A 19,540-nucleotide genomic window follows, 5' to 3' on the forward strand; every position below is an offset into this window, starting at 1 on the left:
TCATTTACATAACCAAAGGAAGTCCATGAAACGTGTCAGCCTGACGCAATACCTCGTCGAGGAACAGCGTCTCCACAACAATATCCCGGCATCGCTGCGCCTCCTGATCGAGGTGGTGGCCCGCGCCTGCAAGACCATTTCCCACTCGGTCGGCAAGGGCGCGCTCGGCGACATCCTCGGCAGCGCGAACACGGAGAACATCCAGGGCGAAGTGCAGAAGAAGCTCGACGTGATCTCCAACGAGATCCTGCTCGAAGCCAATGAATGGGGCGGCCACCTGGCGGCGATGGCATCGGAAGAAATGGAATCCATCCACCCGATCCCGAACCGCTATCCGATGGGCGAATACATGCTGCTGTTCGATCCGCTGGACGGCTCGTCGAACATCGACGTCAACGTCTCCATCGGCACCATCTTCTCCGTGCTGAAGGCGCCGGAAGGCATGACGGCCCCGACCGAAGCCGACTTCATGCAGGCCGGCAGCAAGCAGGTCGCGGCCGGCTATGCCGTGTACGGCCCGCAGACGATGCTGGTGCTGACCACGGGCGCGGGCGTCAACTGCTTCACGCTGGACCGCGAGATGGGTTCCTGGGTCCTCACGCAGAAGGACCTGCAGATCCCGGAAGAGACGAAGGAATTCGCCATCAACATGTCGAACCAGCGCCACTGGTATCCGCCCGTCACGCGCTATGTCGACGAAATGTTGGCTGGTAAAACCGGCCCGCGCGCCAAGGATTTCAATATGCGCTGGATCGCCTCGATGGTGGCCGACGTGCACCGCATCCTGAACCGCGGCGGCATCTTCATGTACCCGGCCGACCAGCGCGACCCGTCGCAGCCGGGCAAGCTGCGCCTGATGTACGAAGCGAACCCGATGGCCTTCATCGTCGAGCAGGCAGGCGGCGCCGCGACGGACGGCAAACAGCGCATCCTCGACATCGCGCCGCAGAAACTGCACCAGCGCGTGCCTGTGTTCCTGGGCTCGAAGAGCGAGGTGGAACGCGTGACGAGCTACCACCAGGAATAATTTTTAACGTGTCCGCATAAAATTGCCGAGTCGGACTAGCAAGTTTGCGGAGTTGTTGTTAGAATGCGGGCTCCTTCGCGCTGCAGCTCATCTGATGAGCGAAGCGCGCGAGACCTCGGGTCGCCAACAGTCTGATGGCAGGTAGCACGGACACAGGTTAAACGGTTGTTCCGGTTTAGCCGCTGTAGCTCAGTCGGTAGAGCAGCGCATTCGTAATGCGAAGGTCACCAGTTCGATTCCGGTCAGCGGCACCAACACAGTGAGAAGGGCCATCCAAGCGGGTGGCCCTTTTTGCGTTCCGGCCGCTGTTGTCAGCCCGCCTCACCCTGTATTTATGGCAACGAAACGATGCTATATTGGCGGGATGGCCAAGGATGAGACCGTCCGGTCTGCTCCAGCCCCAGCCGATTTCCTACCTGACCGGTCGCCATGCTCTTCAATTCCTTCACCTTCCTGTTCCTCTTTTTGCCCATCACGGCAATCGGCTACTTCCTGCTGGCACGCAGGAGTCACGTCCAGGCCGCCGCTTGGCTGGCGCTCGCGTCGCTGACGTTCTATGGCTGGTGGAGCTATTACTACATTCCGCTGCTGCTGGGCTCCATCGTCTTCAACTACTGGATGGGGCAGCGCATCGGGCACGCGGCCGGTCCCGCGCGCAAGCGGTGGCTGGCGGCGGCCGTGGCCACCGACCTGGGCCTGCTCGCCTATTACAAGTACGCCGACTTCTTCATCGCGGGCGCGAACTGGCTGGCTCACGCCGACATCCCGCTGCTGCACGTCGTGCTGCCGATCGGTATTTCCTTCTTCACGTTCACGCAGATCGCCTATCTCGTCGACACGTACCAGGGCAAGGTCAAGGAAGCGCGCTTCCTGCACTACGTGCTGTTCATCACCTATTTCCCGCACCTGATCGCGGGGCCGGTGCTGCACCACGCGGAGATGATGCCGCAGTTCGACAAGCCCGCCAGCTACCGCTTTTCGTTCCAGAACTTCGCGGTCGGCCTCAGCATCTTCGCGATCGGCCTCGCCAAGAAAGTCCTCATCGCGGACAACCTGGCGCCGCATGCCAACTTCCTGTTCGACAAGGCGGACATCTTCTCGCTCGCCAACGCGTGGGGCGGCGTGCTGGCGTACGCGTTCCAGCTGTACTTCGACTTTTCCGGCTACTCCGACATGGCGATCGGCATCTCGCTGATGTTCGGCATCCGCCTGCCGCTGAACTTCGATTCGCCCTATAAAGCCGCCAACATCGTCGATTTCTGGCGCCGCTGGCACATGACCCTGTCGCGCTTCCTGCGCGACTACCTGTACGTGCCGCTGGGCGGCAACCGCAAGGGCCCCGTGCGTCGCTACGTCAACCTGCTGGCGACGATGCTGCTGGGCGGCCTGTGGCATGGCGCCGGCATGAACTTCGTCATCTGGGGCGCGCTGCACGGCATCTATCTCGTGATCAACCACGGCTGGAATGCGGTGGCCGACAGGCTGCGACTGGCGCGCGGCCGCGCCTGGGCCGTGTTCAGCCGGGCGCTGACGTTCGCGGCCGTGTGCGTGGCGTGGGTGTTCTTCCGCGCCACCAGCTTCGACAAGGCGATGACGATCCTGCACGGCATGGCCGGCCTGGACGGCATCGGCCTGCCGGCGTCGATCGGCCTGCAGATCGGACCGCTGAAGACGCTGCTCGAGCAATGGGGCGTGACGTTCTACCTGGGCGGCGGGTCGCGCTTCCTCGAGACGTGGCAATGGGTCGTCATCGGCGGCTTCATCGCGTTCTGCCTGCCCAATACCCAGCAGATCATGGGCCGCTACGAAGCGGCGCTCGGCACGATGGCCGGCCCGCGCCTGGCCGCCCGCTGGCAGCTCTGGCAGCCGTCGCGGCGCTGGAGCTTCTACATCGGGGCGATCCTGCTCGGGAGCCTGCTGTCGCTCAGCCGTCCCGCCGAATTCCTGTATTTCCAGTTCTAAGTCCGGGGAGCCCGATGGAACAGATCCAACGTTACGACGATGACGCGCCGGTGCTGGCGGGCTCGGACGCGCCGACGGTCGCCCCGGCGCAACCCCAGGCGTCTTATAAACGCTTTACCGCGTGGTGCGCGGCGGTCGTCGGCGCCGGCGTGCTGCTGGTCACGGGCTTCGTGGCCGTCATCGACCCATACCACCTGTACGGGTTCGTCGACAGTCCGGCACTGAACCACGTGAAGCCGCTGCCGGAGCAGTACCGCGAGCAGATCAAGCTGGCCCAGGCCACGGCCGTGCGGCCCGACCTGATCCTGCTGGGGAATTCGCGCGTCGAAGTCGGCCTCGATCCGGAGAGCCCGCAGGTGAGCGCGCATGGCCGCACCGCCTATAACATGGGGCTGTCGGGCACGAGCCTGACCACGTCCGAACGCATGTATGCGCAGTTCCGCGAGAGCGCGGCGCCGGCCGCGATGGCCGTGATCGGCGTCGAGTTCCTGGATTTCCTCGTCAAGCCGGACGAAGCCCCGGCGCCGCCCGCGTCCACCGGACCGTTGCCGTGGCAATGGCGGTTCGATACGCTGTTCTCGATCAAGTCCGTGTCCGACGCGCTGCGCACCGTGCGCCTGCAAAAGGCGGCGGATCCGGAGACCATGACGGGGCGCGGCCAGACCCCGCTGCGCAACTACAACCAGTTCGCGCGCCAGGAGGGCTATTACGCGATCTTCCAGCAAAAGGCCGGGGACAACGCGAAGAACCTCGTGCGCAAGCCGCACAATCTGTTCGTTGCCGGCACGAACCGTTCGGAAAGCATCGACCGCCTGCGCACGCTGCTGGACACGATGGCGCGCGACCGCACCGAGGTACACCTGGTGATCTACCCGTACCACGCGCAGCTGATGGCCATGTTCGAGGAAGCCGGCCTGCAATCCACCATGGACGACTGGAAGCAGCTGCTGGTGCGCGAGGCGGACGTCGTGCGCGCCCGCTATCCGAATGCCCGCATCAACGTGTGGGACTTCAGCGGCTATGGCGGCATGCGTTGCGAACGCGTCCCGGCCCCCGGCGACACGCATACGGCGACGCGCTGGTACTGGGAAGCCGGCCACTTCAAGTCGACGCTGGGCGAGCGCATCCTGCAGCGCATCCTCGGCGGCGAAACGGCGTTCGGCTTCCGCCTCGGCGCGGACACGCTGGCCGCCAACCGCCAGCGCATCGCCGCCGAGCGCGCGCAATGCGCCGGTGATTATCCGCAAGTCTTTGCCGGTGCGCGCGACCTGGTCGCGAACGCCCGCGCGTCCGCGCCCTGAGTGTTCCGCGCTCTTCCGTCCTGCGCTTTGTTATATAGCGCACAGTCCGGATCGACTAAAAGTTATATTTTTTTTATTGAGACACCGCATTGCGTCGGTGTCGCTCCGACATCGCGCTTGGGCGCGACGTGAAGGACCGCCTATCGGTCGAACTTTTGAACGGATGCACGGTCAAGAAGATCGGTTATCTCCGCATTGGTCAAAATCTTACAAGAGGAATTCATCATGGATAATCAGAAGTCGAGCGAAGCAAAAGGCAGCAACCTGGGTTCGGGCAACCAGGGCAAGGACAGCAACCTGCCGAACGCCAGCAGCTCGGGCAATATGGGCAGCACGGCCGGTTCGGGCAGCCTGAACAAGAGCAGCCAGCAGAACCAGGGCAAGGACCAGCAGAGCTCGACAACCGGCAGCAGCACCGGCGGCGCCACCGCGTCCAGCACCGGCGCCATGGGCGGCACCAGCAATGCCGGCAGCGCATCGTCGTCGGGTCCGGGTTCCATGGGTTCGATGAGCGCCTCTGGCTCCAGCGCCAGCGGCACGAACTCGAGCATCGGCGGCAGCGCGCTGGGTTCGAGCAGCAGCGGCAGCCAGAACAGCCAGAGCGCCGGCGCCGCCACCGGCTCGGGCATGGGTGGCGATTCGAAGGACCTGGGTGCGCAAGTGAATGCCCGCGCGCAAGGCCTGCACGATTCGATCGACAAGGCCGCCGACGCCGCCAAGCCGATGGTCGACAAGGCCGTCAACAGCGTGCAGCCGGTCGTCGACCGCCTGGCCTCCAGCGCCCACGCCGGCGTCGACAAGCTGCAGGGCGTGCTGAGCGGTGCCTCGCTGAACCTGGGCCAGCGCCAGCAACAGCTGACCGACGCCTATGGCCAGTGGAAGGAAGCCAGCTTCGAGTACGTGCGCCAGAAACCGGGCACCGCCATCGCCATCGCCGCGGCCGCCGGCTTCGTGCTGGCCAAGCTGCTGGGAGGCCGCAACCGCGACTATTAATTACGCCGTCGTTCCCGTGCAATTACGCCGTCGTTCCCGCGCAAGCGGGAATCCATGCTGAGTGTCCTATCAAGCCCAGTATGGGTTCCCGCCTCCGCGGGAACGACGGAAGACGGCCGCAAGTGCCAATAGCCCACCCCCCAGCATCATCCACGCCCCCGGCTCCGGCACGGGCGACACCGGCGTGATGGTCAGCGTCGTCCCCGCGCCGAAAAAGTAATAGTCGTCCACCGGGTAATCGTGTCCGTAACTCGACCTGGCCACGTACCGGTCGCCGCTCACGAACTCTTCCGTGTGATATTCCAGCTGCGTCGCGTAGTTGTCGCGCCAGGTCGCGGTGATGTCGAGGGCAGCGCTGCCGGGGCGGAAGGAGAAGACGTCGAGCTGGCAGTCATGGTCGACGGTCCCCCCGCCGCATCCGGCGAAGTCGCCGGACCACAGCCGCATGTTCATCCACAGCGAATCCAGCTCGGATTCATGGATGACGCCGTCCCCGTCGGCGTCCTCGCCGACGATCCTGCCCGTGACGGCCACGTCGGTGCGCAGCACGCCGGAATCGTGGAGGTCGTAGAAGCCGCGGTATTCGAAGTCCCACGCCGACGGTGCGGCGTGGGCGGCAGTGCACAGCAGCAGGGCACCACCCAGCAGGGTTGGGATCTTCATCGCGCAAGCCTAGACCGATGGCACCGCCTGCGGCGCCACCTTGCCTGCGTTCATTTCACCACGGTTTCCCGGCTCGGCACCGGCGGATGCGGATGCCGCCGCAGCCGCTGCGCCAGGCGTCCGAACCAGTGCTCGATGTCGTCGACGTACGTGAACACGGCCGGCACCACCAGCAGGCTCAGCAAGGTCGACGTGATCAGGCCGCCGATCACCGCGACCGCCATCGGCGAGCGGAAGCTCGGGTCGCCCGACAGGCCCAGCGCCAGCGGCAGCATGCCGGCGCCCATCGCGATCGTCGTCATGACGATCGGGCGGCTTCGCTTGTGGCAGGCGTCGACGAGCGCGTCGAAGCGGTTCATGCCGGCCTTGCGCGCGAGGATCGCGTAGTCGACGAGCAGGATCGAGTTCTTCGTCACGATCCCCATCAGCATGATCAGGCCGATCATCGTCGGCATCGACAGCGCGTTACGCGTGAGCAGCAGCGCGACGAACGCGCCGCCGATCGACAGCGGCAGCGCCGCAAGAATCGTCACCGGCTGCAGGAAGTCCGTGAACAGCAGCACCAGCACGCCGTAGATGCACAGCACGCCGATCAGCATCGCGAGGCCGAAGCTGGCGAACAGGTTCTGCATCTCCTGCGCGTCGCCCAGTTCCGCGATCGACACGTTCGGCGGCAGGTCCTTCAGCGCGGGCAGGGCACGTGCCTCGGCATTCACCTCGCCCAGCGAGCGGCCGTTCAGCTCCACTTCCAGCGTCACGTTGCGGCTGCGGTTCAGGCGGTCGATCTGCGCCGGGCCGCTTTCCATCGTGATGGTCGCCACGTTCGCCAGCAGCACCGGGCCGTTCTTGCCGGGCACCGTCAGGCGGCCGATGGCGTCCAGGTCCGCGCGCACCGTGTCCGGCAGTTTCACGCGGATGGGTACCTGGCGCTCCGACACGTTCATCTTCGACAGCACCTGGTCGTAGTCGCCGGCGGTGGCTACGCGCACGGTCTCGCCGATGCTGGCGGCCGTCACGCCCAGGTCCGCGGCGCGCGCAAAATCGGGGCGCACGATGATTTCCGGGCGCACGAGCGACGCGCTGGAACTGACGTTGCCGACGCCGTGCAGCGTGCGCAGTTCGCGCTCGGCGCGGCGGGCTGCGGCCGTCAGCGCGACCGGGTCCTCGCTGCGCAGCACGAGCTGCATCTTGACGCCCGTGTCGGGCGGGCCGACGGTGAAGCGGGCGCCGGGGACGTCGGCCAGGCGCGCGCGCAGCGCCGATTCGACGGCCGACAGTTTTTCCTTGCGGTCCGCGCGCGCGACGGTCGTCACCGTCAGCACGGCGCGCCGCGCTTCGGCCGCCGCACCGGGTGCGAACGCGTCGCCGCTGGAACCGCCGCCGATGGAGCTGAACACGCCCTTGACGTTCGGCGTGCCCATCGCCACCTGGCGCACGCGTTCCGCGACGGCGCGCGTCTCCGCCAGCGTGGAGCCGGGCGGCAGCTCGACGTTGATCTGCGTTTGCGAGCGGTCGGCGGGCGGCACGAAGCCCGTCGGCAGCAGCGGCACGAGCGAGATCGAGCCGACGAAGAACAGCGCGGCCGCGATCATCGTCAGGCCGCGGTGGCGCAGGCACCACTGCATCGTGCGCATGTAGCGGCGCATGATCGCGCCGTCGCGCTCCTCCGCGTGCGGCAGCGGTTTCAGGAGATACGCGGCCATCATCGGCGTCAGCAGGCGCGCGACGAGCAGCGACGCGAGGATCGCCAGCACGGCCGTCCAGCCGAACTGCTTGAAGAATTTGCCGGGGATACCGCTCATGAACGCGGTCGGCAGGAACACGGCGACGAGCGAGAACGTCGTCGCGATCACGGCCATGCCGATTTCGTCGGCCGCTTCCAGCGCGGCCTGCATCGGCGTTTTCCCCATGCGGAGGTGGCGCGAGATGTTCTCGATCTCGACGATCGCATCGTCCACGAGCACGCCGACGACGAGCGCCAGCGACAGCAGCGTGACCATGTTCAGCGTGTAGCCGAACAGGTATTGGCCGAGGAACGCGGGGATCACGGACAGCGGCAGCGCGGCCGCCGCGACGAGCGTCGCGCGCCAGTCGCGCAGGAACCACCACACGACCAGCACCGCGAGCACGGCGCCCTCGTACAGCATTTCCATCGACGCGTCGAAGTTGTCCTCGACGGGCGCCGCGTTGTCGATCGTTTCGCGCAGCACGACGTTGCCGTGCTTTTGCTGCAGCTCGGCGACGGCCTTGCGCACGCCGTTCGCGACGTCCATCTCGCCGGCGCCGCGCGTGCGGAAGATTTCGAAGGCGACGACCGGTTTGCCGTCCTGCTCCGCGATGGCGCGCGGCTCGGCGACCGTGTCGGACACCGTCGCGATCTCGTTCAGGCGCACGTGGCGGCCATCCGGCAGCGGGATCTCCATGCGCGCCAGTTCCTGCGCCGTCTGCACGGTCGCCAGCGTGCGCACGGATTGCTCGGCGCCGCTCACGTCGCCGCGGCCGCCCGGTTCCTCGCGCTGCACGTTGCGCAGCAGGCGCGAGACGTCCAGTGCCGACACGCGCAGCGCGGCCATCTTCTGATCGTCGAGTTCCACGCGCACTTCGCGGTAGACGCCGCCCACGCGCTTGACCGCGCCGACGCCCGGTACGCTGAGCAGGCGCTTGGACACCGTGTTGTCGACGAACCAGCTCAGGTCGGGCGCGTCGAGCGCCGGCTTGCCGTGCGCGTCGGCCGCCTGCGCCGTGAACGTGAGCACGACGCGGCCCGCGGTCGTCGTCTTCGTCACGCTCGGGTCGCGCATCTCCGCGGGCAGGTCGGCGCGCACGCGCGAGACGGCGTCGCGCACGTCGTTGACGGCGTCCGACAGGTCCTTCTCGAGGATGAATTCGACGGTGATCGTGGCCACGCCGTCCAGCACGCGCGCATAGATGTTCTTGACGCCCTGGAGGGTCGCGACCGAGTCCTCGATCTTGCGCGCGACCTCCGTCTCCAGCTGCGCCGGCGCGGCGCCGTCGAGCGTCGCGACGACGGTGACGATGGGCAGTTCGATGTCCGGGAAGTCCTGCACCTTGTTCGCCTTGAACGCCAGCACGCCGGCGAAGGTGAGGAGGGCGAACAGCATGATCGCCGGGATCGGGTTGCGGATCGAGAGCGCGGAAAAATTCATGACCGTGCCCTCAACGCGCCGCCAGCGTCGGCACGTTACGTACCAAGTCGCCGTCGTTGAGGAAGCCGGCGCCGCTCGTGACGACCAGCGCGTCCGCGGGCAGGCCGTCCGTCACCTCGACGCGGTCGCCGAGACGGCGGCCCGTCGCGACTTTCAACTGGCTCACGCGGCCGTCCGCATTCAGGCGGAATACGTACGCGAAGCCATCGCGCACGGCGACGGCCTGCTGCGGCACCGTCAGCGCGGCCGACTCGCCCAGCGCGAACTGGCCGCTGGCGAACATGCCGGCCTTCAGCGGCGCATTGGCCGACAGCGCCGGCGGCAGGTCGACGTAGACGAGGGCGACGCGGCTTTGCGCATCGACGGTCGGCGCGACCGTGCGCACGCGGCCCTGCACCTGCGTGCCGCCGGCCGCCTGCACGACGGCCTTCTGGCCCGGCTTGATGCGCGGGAGCTCGGCGGCCGTCACCTCGGCGCGCCATTCCAGGCGGCCCTGGCGGATCATGCGGAACATCTCCGCGCCCACGCCGGCGACGGCGCCCACGGTGGCGTTGCGCGCGGAGATCACGCCGGCATCCGGCGCGACGATCTTCGTGTACTTCAGGCGCAGCTGTTGCTGGGCCAGCGTCGCCTTCGCCGATGCCACGCGCGCGGCGGCCGTGCGCTCGGCCGTCATGTATTGCGTGATCTGCTGTTCGCTGAGCGCGCCCGAGCTTTGCAGGGCGCGCGCCCGCTTCGCATCGGCGCGGGCGGCGGACGCATTCGCCTCCGCTTCCTGGACAGCGGCTTTCGCCTGCGCGACGTCCGCCTCGACCGGCGCCGCATCGAACACGGCGAGCACCTCGCCCTTCTTGACGACGTCGCCCACGTTGACCTTCACCTCCTGCAGGCGCAGACCGTTCGACTCGCTGCCGATCACCGCTTCCTGCCACGCGGCGACGTTGCCGTTGGCGGCGAAGCTGAGCGGCAGGCGCGATTGCTCCGGTTTCGCCGTCGTGACGGTCAGCGCGGGGCGCGGGGCCGCCGCCTTCTTGTCGTCGGCGGCATTGCTGGAGACGAGGACGCCCACGGTGCTGGCCAGGATGGCGGCGATGGAGACGGCGAGGGCGGGCCGGGACATGCGGCGGAGTTGGGCGGGAGTCATGGCGTTCAAAGTAGATGGATGCCGAAGCGTTTCAGCAGAAGGGCGAACAGGAGTATGCTGGCCACCGTGATCGCGATTCCCGCGCCCAGCGCCGGCCAGAAGCCGAGGCGTGCCAGCAGCCACGGGAAGGCGGCGAACATGGGGAGTGTCGGGATCACGTACCACAGCGTGTACCAGGCGTGGTTGGCGATCTTTTCCTGCGGCTGGCGTTCGATGTGCAGCCAGATCAGCGTCAGCACGGTCACGAGCGGCAGGGACGCGACCAGGCCGCCGAGGCGGTCGGAGCGCGCGGCAGCTTCCGACACCAGGACGACGACGGCGGCGCTGATCAGGTATTTCAAGACGATCCAGGACATGGCGGAACCAGAAGTCAAACTGCGACAGTGTAACAAAGCACACCCGAGGACGCCTGTTCCGTATGGTCCCGGCTGTCATGTTCCGTTACAAATCCTTACCACTGAAACGTCGCGTCGATATTCCCGCTCATCCATTCGCGGTTAAATGGCGGCCAACATGAAGCTCAACATGATCCGACGCGCATCGCTTGTCCTGCTGGCCGCCGCCTTGATGGCGACGGGTGCCGCAGCGGCGGCCGATGCGGCATCTGCCCCGGATGTGCAGGCGCTGCATGTGCTGAACCGCCTCGCATACGGACCGCGTCCCGGCGACGTCGGGCGCGTGGCGCAGATGGGCGTGCAGCGCTGGATCGACCAGCAGCTGCATCCGGAGACGATCCCGCTGCCGGCCGACCTGGACGCACGCCTGGCCGCACTGGACACCGTGAACCGCAGCGCCGGAGAATCGCTGGCCGAGTTCCTGGAACTGCGGCGCGCCGTTCGGATGGACGACGAGGGCGCGAAACAGCGCCGGCGCGAGGCCGAGATGCGCGTGGCGCGCCAGGCTGCGGAAGCCCGGCTGTTGCGCGCCGTCGAGAGCCCGCGCCAGCTGGAAGAGGTCATGGTCGACTTCTGGTACAACCATTTCAACGTCTTCGCGGGCAAAGGAATCGACCGCGCGCTGGTGACGAGCTACGAACGCGACGCGATCCGCCCGCACGCGCTCGGCTCCTTCCGCGCGCTGCTGGGCGCGACGGCGAAGCATCCGGCGATGCTGTTCTACCTCGATAACGTCGTGTCGTCGGCGCCGCGCCCGGATGCGAAGGGTAAGGCGCGGGGGCTGAACGAAAACTATGCGCGCGAACTGATGGAGTTGCACACGCTGGGTGCGGACGGCGGCTACACGCAGCGCGACGTGACGGAGCTGGCGCGCATGCTGACCGGGTGGACGTTCGACCAGAAGCGTCTCGCGCGCACGGGCGAGACATTCCGCTTCGACGCCGGCCGCCACGATGCCGGCACCAAGACGTGGCTGGGCCGCGCGATCGCGCCGGCCGGCCAGCAGGAAGGGGAGTATGCGCTGGACGTGCTGGCCATGCACCCCGCCACGGCGCGCCACGTGAGCCGCGAGCTGGCGCAATACTTCGTCAGCGACGAGCCGCCGCCAAGCCTCGTCGACCGCATGGCGGCCACGTGGCAGGCGTCGCAGGGCGACATCCGCGCCGTGCTGGCGACGCTGTTCGCGAGCCGCGAATTCATGGACGCGGGGAGCGTCGGCGCGAAGTTCAAGACGCCGTACCAGTACGTGGTCTCGGCCCTGCGGGCGAGCGGCGTGCCGGTGGCGAATGTCGGGCCGTTGGTGAATACCATGAATCAGCTGGGCATGCCGTTGTACGGCTGCCAGACGCCGGACGGGTACAAGAACACGCAGGACGCGTGGCTGAACCCGGACGCGCTGACGCGGAGCATCGCCTTCGCGAGCGCGCTGGCTGGCGGCAAACTGCCGCTGGCGACGGTGCCGGCCGATGCGCCGCCGGCGCCGCTCGATCCGGTCCGGCTGCAGGCCACGCTGGCCGGATCGGTGTCGCCGCGCACGTTGGGCATCGTCCAGCGCAACCCGGACAACCTGCGGGCCGCCATGCTGCTCGGCAGCCCCGATTTCATGCAGCGCTGATTCCATCGGAGGACCTCATGCGACGCAGGCATTTTCTCAACGCGGTGGGTGCCGGCCTCCTGCTGCCCGCCGGCCGCGGCGCGTGGGCCGTGAGCGCACCGGCCGCCGGCCCCACGAACAAAAAACTCATCGTCGTGATGCTGCGCGGCGCCGTCGACGGCCTGAACGTCGTGGCGCCCGTCGGCGACGGGAACTACCTGCGCCTGCGCCCCACGATCGGCCTCGCGGCGCCCGGCATGGAGGGCGGGGCGCTGGACCTGGACGGCTACTTCGGCCTGCATCCCGCGCTGGCCAGCCTGCAGCCGCTGTGGGCCGCGCGCAAGCTCGCGTTCGTGCACGCCAGCGGTTCGCCGGACGCCACGCGTTCCCACTTCGACGCGCAGGACTACATGGAATCCGCGACGCCGGGCCGCAAGAACACGCCGGACGGCTGGATGAACCGCCTCGTGGCCGCGCTGCCCGGCCCGCAGTCGCCCAGCCGGCTGCTGGGCATCGGCCCGGTGCTGCCGCGCATCCTGTCCGGCCACGCGGCTGCGGTGAACCTGCCGAACGTGGCGGCCGCCGCGCGCGCGGACCTGCTCGACCGGCCGGCCGTCAAGGCCGCGTTCGACGAACTGTATGCGGATCACCCCCGCTTCGGGCGCGCGTACGCGGACGGGCGCAATGCGCACCGCGAAGTCATGGATGCCCTGGAACAGAACCAAATGAGTCGCGAGATGCAGGCCGCCGACCGCGGCGCCCCGCTGCCGAACGGTTTCCCCGACGATGCCGCCCGCCTGGCGGGCCTGATGCGCAACGACCCGAAGATCCAGCTGGCGTTCGTCGCGCTGGGCGGCTGGGACACGCACGCGAACCAGGGGGCCGCGACCGGCCAGCTCGCGAACCGGCTCGCACCGCTGGGACAGGGGCTGGCCGTGCTGGCCGAACGGCTGGGACCATTGTTCGACGACACGGTCGTCGTCGTGATGTCCGAATTCGGCCGCACGGCACGCGAGAACGGCAACGGCGGCACCGACCACGGCCACGGCAATGTGATGTGGGTCATGGGCGGCAAGGTGCGCGGCGGTAAGGTTTATGGCGACTGGGAAGGCGTCGGCGACACGAAACTGAACGAGGGGCGTGATTTGCCGGTTACGACCGACTTTCGTTCGGTGTTAGCGCAAATATCGGAAGAACATTTAATGTTAGGCGACAAGCGTCTGGAACAGGTCTTTCCCGCAATGCCGCAAAAACGTGCTGGATTCCGTATCGTTGGTGCCTGAGCCTCTACTCTAGAGGCTGCCCTCTACATATAGTAGTTCTACCGTATTGCGGTGCACAAAAATTAGGGCTATAGTTGCACCTGTCTCCTCCAGTTTTTCTCCGAAAACCTGGATTCAGCCCGCACCGCAAGGTTGCGGGCTTTTTTTTTATCAGAAATTGTCCGACGCTAACATTTGTGGGCGCATGCAATGTCGCATGCCTTTCTTTGGTTCAGTCGGGAAGCGCGGCGCGAACGGCCGCGCGCGCGGGATGGCTCAGGCGCCGGTCGTCTCGGCGTCGTCGCCCTGGAAGGCGCCGGCGCGCCAGGTCAGCACGAGCGTGTCGCGGTGGCCGTCGGCGCCGATGGGCTGGATCGGCGTCGATTCGTGGATGACGGAAGCGTCGTCCAGCAGCAGCAGCGTCCACGGTTCGGTCATCGTGAAGCGCTGGCCTTTCGGACCGTTCGCCTCGAACACGCGCGTCTCGCCACCCTTGATGTTCTCGCGCCCGATCAGGATGACGGCAACGAAGTCGACACCGTCGCGGTGCGCGCCTTCCGGCGTGGGGCGGCCGATGCCGTCGGCGGTATCGATGCGGAACTGGTGCGCCTCGACGTACCAGGTCTGCCGGCCTTTCACCTGCGAGCACACGGCGCCCAGCGCGCGCACCAGCTTCGGCCAGGCCGGCTGCTCGACGGTGGACGGTTCGATGGGTACGAACAGGCGGTGCATGCCGCCGTGCAGGGCGTTGTACTCGACCGGCTGCCAGTGCGCGCGGTGCGGGCTTTGCGCGAGGGTCTCGCCGCTGTCGACGAAGCACGAATGCCGGCGCCGGCGATAGCGGCCGCCGTCTTTCAGGTAGTTGTCGAGCTCCAGGCGGTTCCAGCTCGGCGCCAGCGCCGACAGCTCATCGAGCGAACAGCCGGCCAGTTGCGCCACGTCGGCCGGGCGCAGAAGCGCATAGCCGTCGCCGCGCAGCGCATCGGCGATGCGGGCCGGGTCGGTATAAGGTGGTTGCGGTGTTGTCATCCCGGTAGCCTAGCACTTTTTGCGCGCGGCCGTGCCGGCCATCACCAGTTCCTGACGAGCGTCAGCCGGAACGAGCGTGCCTCGATCGGGTGGAAATGCACGTCCTCGCGCGGCACCGTTTCGCCGCGCAGCTGCGACGCATAGTAGTAGTCGATCGCGGACGCGCGCCGGTTCGCCAGGTTGAACCCTTCCAGTTCCAGCCGCAGGTCGCGGCTTACGCGATAGCCGAGGCGGCCGTTCAGGGTCGTGCTGGCGCGCGAGCGCACGCTGTCGTCTTCGACGAGCGGACGCGGCCCGAAGTACCGCAGGCGCAGTGCGCCTTCCCACGGGCCGACCTGGCTCACCGTCAGCGCGAGCTGGGCGACGCCCTCGATCGCTTCCGGGATGCGGTCCTGCCCCGGCGCGACGCCGCGCGAGCGCGCATGCGCGTAAGCGGCGTCGAAGTCGACCGATAACCATTTATACGGTTTATAGTAATTCGAGAACTCGATGCCGATGCGGCGGCTGGGTGGCCCGGCCTCGGTCGTCCCTTCGTCGCCCACGTACGTCAGCTCGGAATCGAAGTCCAGGCGGTACAGGGAGATGGCCGTCTGCATCGTCGGGATGGCTTCGGTGCGCAGGCCCAGCTCCATGCCGCGCGAGCGCACGAGGCCGGGCGCCGTGAGCGTCCCGCGCGCATCGTTGCTGTGGAAGCCTTCGCCGTAGTTCACATAGAACTCGGTCCGGCGCCACGGGCCGAACACGACGTTGGCGGACGGGCTGGCCAGCGAGTCGCTGCCGTCGACGCCGCCGGTGCGCACGCGAAAGCGGTAATCGTCCGCGCGCACGCCCACCGTCGAGCGCAGCCACGGGTTCCAGCGCGTGGCGTTCTCGATGAAGGCGCCAAGGCTCGTCTCGACGATGTGGTCCGCGCGCGTCACGGACAAGGTCTTGCGCGCGGCCGTGCGATACAGGCCGTTGAAGATGTTGTCGTTCTGCGCCTCCACGCCGACGGTGATGTCCGACGTCGACGTCTCGCCCCGGTGCGCGTGCCAGCTGTGCGTGGCGTTGACGCCGCTCGTCACGCGCCGGTCGGGCTGGGCGAACTGGTCGCCATTGACCGGGTCGTTCATGAAGTACGTGAAGTCGGACCACAGGTCGAGCTGGTTGCGGATGACGTAGGCGCTGACCTTCGACGCCGAATCCTGGCCCGTGCGGCGCCACACGCCCGACAGGCTGAAGCGCTTCGCTGCGCCGCCGTCGGTGGTGTCGATCGCGTCGAAGCGGCCAAGCTGGCCGGCGGCCACGGCGCGCTCGGGAATCTGGTCCGTCGCATTCCAGCGACCCCGGTACGCCATCGCCGTCACGCTCCAGCCGTTGTTCGCATAGCCGCGGCTGTAGCGCAGCACCCCGTTCAGCTTCTGGTAATCGTCCGGGTGCGCGTACGGGCCGTCGTTGTGCAGGGCTTCCAGCGCATACGTCAGCACGCCGTCGTCGATCTCCTTCGATGCCGCCAGCGCCGTGCGCGCGTAGCCGTCCTGGCCGACGCTGGCAGTGGCCACGTTGCGCGCGAGGCGGTTCGCATAGGTGATGGCAGCACTGCCGGCCGACGCGAAATCGCCTTCGCTCGCGGAGTACGGGCCCTTCTTGTAGTCGAGGCGCGCCGTCAGTTCGGGAATCAGGAAGTTCAGGTCCGTCCAGCCCTGGCCGTGCGCGTGGCTGCGCTGGTTGACGGGCATGTCGTCCAGGTACGTGGCCAGGTCCGTGCCGTGGTCCAGGTTGAAACCACGCAGGAAGAACTGGTTCGCCTTGCCTTCGCCGCTGTGCTGGCTGACGATCAGGCCCGGCGCCGCTTCCAGCAGTTCGCCGGGCCGGTACACGGTGCGCATCGCCAGTTCCTTCTGGTTGACGGTGCCGGCGCTGGCGGCATCCGCGATGCCCAGCTGGCTCGTGCGCGCGCCTTCGACGAGCACGCGCTGGATCACGGGATCGTCCGCCCACGCGCAGGCGGGCACGAACAGCGTGGTGAGCAGCAGGGCGATCGGGCGCATCAGTGGACGGGGAGTTCGGTGCGGCTGCTGGTGAAGCCGAACGTGCGCAGGCTGCCGCTCGCCGTCAGGTTCACGGTGTTCTGCTGGTCGGGCAGGAAGTCGCTCAGCACGGCGTCGTGGATCGTCTCGACGTTCACCACAGGCGTGCGCACCGCTTCCTGGAACACGACGACGCTGTCCGTGTCGACCGTCACGCCGACCCAGTTCAGCGGCAGGCGGCGGCCGTCCCTGTCGGCCAGCCAGAACTGCTTTTCCACGTACTTGCGCAGCACGGCCTGGTCCTCGGGATCGGACAGGTCGAACTGGCGCTGGTACAGTTCCGTCAGCAGCGCCTCGACGTCGTGCGCCATGTACGTGTGCACGACTTCCGTGCTACCCGTGCGCTCGTTGTAGCTGATGTCGGTGATGCCGGCGTGGAAGCGGTGCGCGGAAGCGTGCAGGCATACGCACGCGCACAGCAGGATCAGGATACGACGCAACTTCATTCCATACTTTCCTCGTAGAGTGGGCACGGGTGCCCACTCTACTTCAGTTTCTCGTTGAAGTCTCTCATCAGGTTGTCCTTGTCATGCTCGGTCTTGAACAACTCCAGGCGCGACGGCATCGCCTTGCGCGGCCAGCTGTTGTTGCCGGTGTCCGTGTCGGCGGTCTCCCAGTTCGGATCCTGCGTCAGCGCGACCATCGGCTCGTCCGTGATGATCAGCTTCGTGATCTTTGTGGGAGTGTAGCGCCACACCTCGGCCGGGATGCGTTCGATGGTCTTCTTCCCGCTCTGCAGGGTGATCTCCAGCACGAGAGGCGTCACGAGGCCGCCGAGGTTGCTGAAGTCGACGAGGTACAGATGCTTGCCTTCCTTGAGCAGTTTCTTCTCCCAGTCTTCCAGGTCGCCGATCGCCTCGTTGTACTTGTTGCGATCGCGGTTCGTGACCGTGAACGCGTCATGCTCGTTGTAGAAGTCCTTCAGCTCCGGATGCGCGTCGACGCGGCGCGGCAGGGTGCCCTTGTTGCGCTGGTCCGTGATCGAGATCGGCTCGGCGTCGCGTTGCGCCTTCTTCCACGCCTTTTCGATTTCCGGATCCTTCGTGCCGACCGTGTATTCGCTGATGCCGTCGACGCTCACGTCCACGTGGCCGGTCGTGTAGAACCAGCCGCGCCAGAACCAGTCGAGGTCCGTGCCGGAGGCGTCTTCCATCGTGCGGAAGAAGTCGGACGGCGTCGGACGCTTGAACTTCCAGCGCTGCGCGTATTCGCGGAAGGCGAAGTCGAACAGCTCGCGGCCCAGCACCGTCTCGCGCAGGACGATCAGCGCGGCCGTCGGCTTCGCATAGGCGTTGTAGCCGAGGGCGGCGATGGATTCCGAGTTCGTCATGATCGGCACCTGGTTGGTGCTCTTCATGTAGTCGACGATGGCGCGCGGTTCGCCGCGCGACTGCGGGTAGTGCTCTTCCCACGCCTGTTCGGCCAGGTATTGCAGGAAGCTGTTCAGGCCCTCGTCCATCCACGTCCACTGGCGCTCGTCCGAGTTGACGATCATCGGGAAGTAGTTGTGGCCCACCTCGTGGATCACGACGCTGATCAGGCCATACTTGGTGCGGCTGGAGTACGTGAGTTCGCCCGTCTTCTTGTCCTTCGTCGGACGCGGGCCGTTAAAGCAGATCATCGGATATTCCATGCCGCCCACCGGACCGTTCACGGAAATCGCGACGGGATACGGATAGTCGAAGGAATACTTGTTGTACTCGGCGATCGTGTGGATCACGGCGGCCGTCGAGTATTTTTCCCACAGCGGATTGCCTTCCTTCGGGTAGAACGACTGCGCGAGCACATTGGTCGCGTCCTTCTTGAAGCCCTGCGCGTCCCAGATGAACTTGCGGCTCGACGCCCACGCGAAATCGCGCACGTTCTTCGCGCGGAAGCGCCACGTCTTCGTGCCGCCGGCGCGGGTCTGTTCGCGCGCCTCGGCCTCGGCCTGCGTGGCGATGACGACGGGCCTGGTCGCCGTGCGCGCCTGCTCCAGGCGCTGGCGCTGGGCGGCGGTCAGCACGTCGCCCGGGTTCTGCAACTCGCCGGTGGCGGCCACGATGTGGTCGGCGGGGACGGTCAACTGCACGTCGTAGTCGCCGAATTCCAGCGTGAATTCGCCGGTGCCGAGGAACTGCTTGTGCTGCCAGCCCGTCACGTCGTAGTACGCGGCCATGCGCGGGAACCACTGGGCGATCTCGAACAGGTCGTTCTTGTCTTCGTCGAACTTCTCGTAGCCGGAGCGGCCGCCGAGCACCTTCTGCTCGTTGATGTTGTAGCTCCAGTCGATCGAGAACGCGACCTTCGCGCCCGGCTTCAGGGGTTGCGGCAGGTCGATGCGCATCATCGTGCGGTTGATGACGACGTGCAGAGGGCGACCGCCCGCATCCTTCACGGCGGCGATTTTAAAACCGCCGTCGAACGTGCTCTTTTCCAGCACGGAGCGCAGCGCGTCGAATTTATAGCCGTCTTCCGGCCCGCGCGCCTTGGCCCAGGCGTCGCGCGAGGGGACGGTCGCCGTCATGCGCGCGTCGGAATCGCGTTTATAGATGTTCTGGTCGAGCTGGATCCACAGGTAGGACAGCGCGTCGGGCGAATTGTTGTGATACGTGATCGTCTCGGTGCCGCTGATGGCGCGCCGGCTTTCGTCCAGCGTGGCGCGGATCGTATAGTCGGCGCGCTGCTGCCAGTACGCGTGTCCCGGGGCGCCGGAGGCGGTGCGGATCGTGGTCGGGGTGGGCAGCAATTCGTCGAGCTGGCGGAATTTGTCGTCGAAAGGTTCCGCCGCGATTGCCGCCATGCTGAGGCATAGCGCCGCCAGGCCGATCGGGAAACGTATCATATTTACCCTGCATTCATGGTTGAAAGAAGGAAAATATTCTAATCTTGACGTTCCGCCACTACTGTATTTGATGTGTAACAAGGCTGATACATACGGATGGGCGTGGCGCG

14 protein-coding genes and 1 tRNA gene are annotated in these 19,540 nt (G+C 66.7%); 7 read left to right on the forward strand and 8 right to left on the reverse strand.

Translation table 11 applies throughout. The features are described 5' to 3' along the window. Positions 1–25: 25 nt before the first annotated feature. From ACEN9G_RS17645 to ACEN9G_RS17665, 5 genes are all read left to right on the forward strand, one after another. A complete protein-coding gene (locus ACEN9G_RS17645) occupies positions 26–1,027 on the forward strand; it encodes a class 1 fructose-bisphosphatase (protein WP_413337371.1) in 1,002 nt (333 codons plus the stop codon). Between the two features lie 178 nt (positions 1,028–1,205). After that, positions 1,206–1,281 (forward strand) — tRNA-Thr (locus ACEN9G_RS17650). A gap of 175 nt (positions 1,282–1,456) precedes the next feature. Further along, complete coding sequence (locus ACEN9G_RS17655) at positions 1,457–2,989, forward strand: MBOAT family O-acyltransferase (protein ID WP_413337370.1); 1,533 nt, start codon at positions 1,457–1,459, stop codon at positions 2,987–2,989. 14 nt (positions 2,990–3,003) lie between these two features. Then, a complete protein-coding gene (locus ACEN9G_RS17660) occupies positions 3,004–4,290 on the forward strand; it encodes a hypothetical protein (RefSeq protein WP_413337369.1) in 1,287 nt (428 codons plus the stop codon). 225 nt (positions 4,291–4,515) lie between these two features. Beyond that, the gene (locus ACEN9G_RS17665) at positions 4,516–5,283 is read left to right on the forward strand and encodes a hypothetical protein (RefSeq protein WP_413337368.1); all 768 of its coding nucleotides are present in this window, start codon (positions 4,516–4,518) and stop codon (positions 5,281–5,283) included. A 69-nt stretch (positions 5,284–5,352) separates the two neighbouring features. Here ACEN9G_RS17665 and ACEN9G_RS17670 read toward each other — a convergent pair whose 3' ends face one another. The 4 genes from ACEN9G_RS17670 to ACEN9G_RS17685 are packed head-to-tail and all read right to left on the reverse strand — an operon-like array spanning position 5,353 to position 10,613. Then, positions 5,353–5,946 carry a PEP-CTERM sorting domain-containing protein gene (locus ACEN9G_RS17670; RefSeq protein WP_413337367.1) on the reverse strand — a complete coding sequence of 198 codons (594 nt, stop codon included), beginning with the start codon at positions 5,944–5,946 and terminating at the stop codon, positions 5,353–5,355. A gap of 50 nt (positions 5,947–5,996) precedes the next feature. After that, on the reverse strand, positions 5,997–9,113 hold the full coding sequence (locus ACEN9G_RS17675; RefSeq protein ID WP_483126797.1) for an efflux RND transporter permease subunit: 3,117 nt from the start codon (positions 9,111–9,113) through the stop codon (positions 5,997–5,999). A gap of 10 nt (positions 9,114–9,123) precedes the next feature. Continuing rightward, positions 9,124–10,257, reverse strand: a complete 1,134-nt coding sequence (locus ACEN9G_RS17680; protein WP_413344010.1) for an efflux RND transporter periplasmic adaptor subunit — start codon at positions 10,255–10,257, stop codon at positions 9,124–9,126. Between the two features lie 5 nt (positions 10,258–10,262). Next, positions 10,263–10,613 carry a DUF3147 family protein gene (locus ACEN9G_RS17685; RefSeq protein WP_413344012.1) on the reverse strand — a complete coding sequence of 117 codons (351 nt, stop codon included), beginning with the start codon at positions 10,611–10,613 and terminating at the stop codon, positions 10,263–10,265. Between the two features lie 169 nt (positions 10,614–10,782). On the opposite strand from ACEN9G_RS17685, the gene ACEN9G_RS17690 reads away from it, so the two are divergent. Together ACEN9G_RS17690 and ACEN9G_RS17695 are read left to right on the forward strand one after the other, a co-directional pair. Continuing rightward, complete coding sequence (locus ACEN9G_RS17690; protein ID WP_483126798.1) at positions 10,783–12,267, forward strand: DUF1800 domain-containing protein; 1,485 nt, start codon at positions 10,783–10,785, stop codon at positions 12,265–12,267. Positions 12,268–12,284: 17 nt separating this feature from the next. Next, on the forward strand, positions 12,285–13,529 hold the full coding sequence (locus tag ACEN9G_RS17695; protein WP_483126799.1) for a DUF1501 domain-containing protein: 1,245 nt from the start codon (positions 12,285–12,287) through the stop codon (positions 13,527–13,529). Between the two features lie 255 nt (positions 13,530–13,784). On the opposite strand, the gene ACEN9G_RS17700 is transcribed toward ACEN9G_RS17695, so the two are convergent. Genes ACEN9G_RS17700 through ACEN9G_RS17715 form a run of 4 tightly spaced genes read right to left on the reverse strand, consistent with a single transcriptional unit; the run spans position 13,785 to position 19,430 of the window. After that, on the reverse strand, positions 13,785–14,537 hold the full coding sequence (locus tag ACEN9G_RS17700) for a 2OG-Fe dioxygenase family protein (RefSeq protein ID WP_413342704.1): 753 nt from the start codon (positions 14,535–14,537) through the stop codon (positions 13,785–13,787). A gap of 41 nt (positions 14,538–14,578) precedes the next feature. Beyond that, entirely contained in the window at positions 14,579–16,567 is a 1,989-nt protein-coding gene (locus ACEN9G_RS17705; protein ID WP_413342701.1) for a TonB-dependent receptor, read from the reverse strand. Next, entirely contained in the window at positions 16,567–17,052 is a 486-nt protein-coding gene (locus ACEN9G_RS17710; protein ID WP_413342699.1) for a DUF6702 family protein, read from the reverse strand. The genes ACEN9G_RS17705 and ACEN9G_RS17710 overlap by 1 nt, the downstream gene beginning before the upstream one ends. 38 nt (positions 17,053–17,090) lie before the next feature. Beyond that, a complete protein-coding gene (locus ACEN9G_RS17715) occupies positions 17,091–19,430 on the reverse strand; it encodes a M1 family metallopeptidase (protein WP_413342696.1) in 2,340 nt (779 codons plus the stop codon). Between the last annotated feature and the right edge of the window lie 110 nt (positions 19,431–19,540).

It is taken from the genome of Massilia sp. Masssp94 (genome assembly GCF_059491305.1).

What these genes read in the sequence shown, in the direction of transcription:
- ACEN9G_RS17665 (WP_413337368.1), top strand. Translation starts at nt 4,516, where the DNA reads ATGGATAATCAGAAGTCGAGCGAAGCAAAAGGCAGCAACCTGGGTTCG.
- ACEN9G_RS17700 (WP_413342704.1), bottom strand. Translation starts at nt 14,537, where the DNA reads ATGACAACACCGCAACCACCTTATACCGACCCGGCCCGCATCGCCGAT.
- ACEN9G_RS17705 (WP_413342701.1), bottom strand. Translation starts at nt 16,567, where the DNA reads ATGCGCCCGATCGCCCTGCTGCTCACCACGCTGTTCGTGCCCGCCTGC.
- ACEN9G_RS17655 (WP_413337370.1), top strand. Translation starts at nt 1,457, where the DNA reads ATGCTCTTCAATTCCTTCACCTTCCTGTTCCTCTTTTTGCCCATCACG.
- ACEN9G_RS17675 (WP_483126797.1), bottom strand. Translation starts at nt 9,113, where the DNA reads ATGAATTTTTCCGCGCTCTCGATCCGCAACCCGATCCCGGCGATCATG.
- ACEN9G_RS17685 (WP_413344012.1), bottom strand. Translation starts at nt 10,613, where the DNA reads ATGTCCTGGATCGTCTTGAAATACCTGATCAGCGCCGCCGTCGTCGTC.
- ACEN9G_RS17690 (WP_483126798.1), top strand. Translation starts at nt 10,783, where the DNA reads ATGATCCGACGCGCATCGCTTGTCCTGCTGGCCGCCGCCTTGATGGCG.
- ACEN9G_RS17710 (WP_413342699.1), bottom strand. Translation starts at nt 17,052, where the DNA reads ATGAAGTTGCGTCGTATCCTGATCCTGCTGTGCGCGTGCGTATGCCTG.
- ACEN9G_RS17715 (WP_413342696.1), bottom strand. Translation starts at nt 19,430, where the DNA reads ATGATACGTTTCCCGATCGGCCTGGCGGCGCTATGCCTCAGCATGGCG.
- ACEN9G_RS17695 (WP_483126799.1), top strand. Translation starts at nt 12,285, where the DNA reads ATGCGACGCAGGCATTTTCTCAACGCGGTGGGTGCCGGCCTCCTGCTG.
- ACEN9G_RS17660 (WP_413337369.1), top strand. Translation starts at nt 3,004, where the DNA reads ATGGAACAGATCCAACGTTACGACGATGACGCGCCGGTGCTGGCGGGC.
- ACEN9G_RS17670 (WP_413337367.1), bottom strand. Translation starts at nt 5,946, where the DNA reads ATGAAGATCCCAACCCTGCTGGGTGGTGCCCTGCTGCTGTGCACTGCC.
- ACEN9G_RS17645 (WP_413337371.1), top strand. Translation starts at nt 26, where the DNA reads ATGAAACGTGTCAGCCTGACGCAATACCTCGTCGAGGAACAGCGTCTC.
- ACEN9G_RS17680 (WP_413344010.1), bottom strand. Translation starts at nt 10,257, where the DNA reads ATGACTCCCGCCCAACTCCGCCGCATGTCCCGGCCCGCCCTCGCCGTC.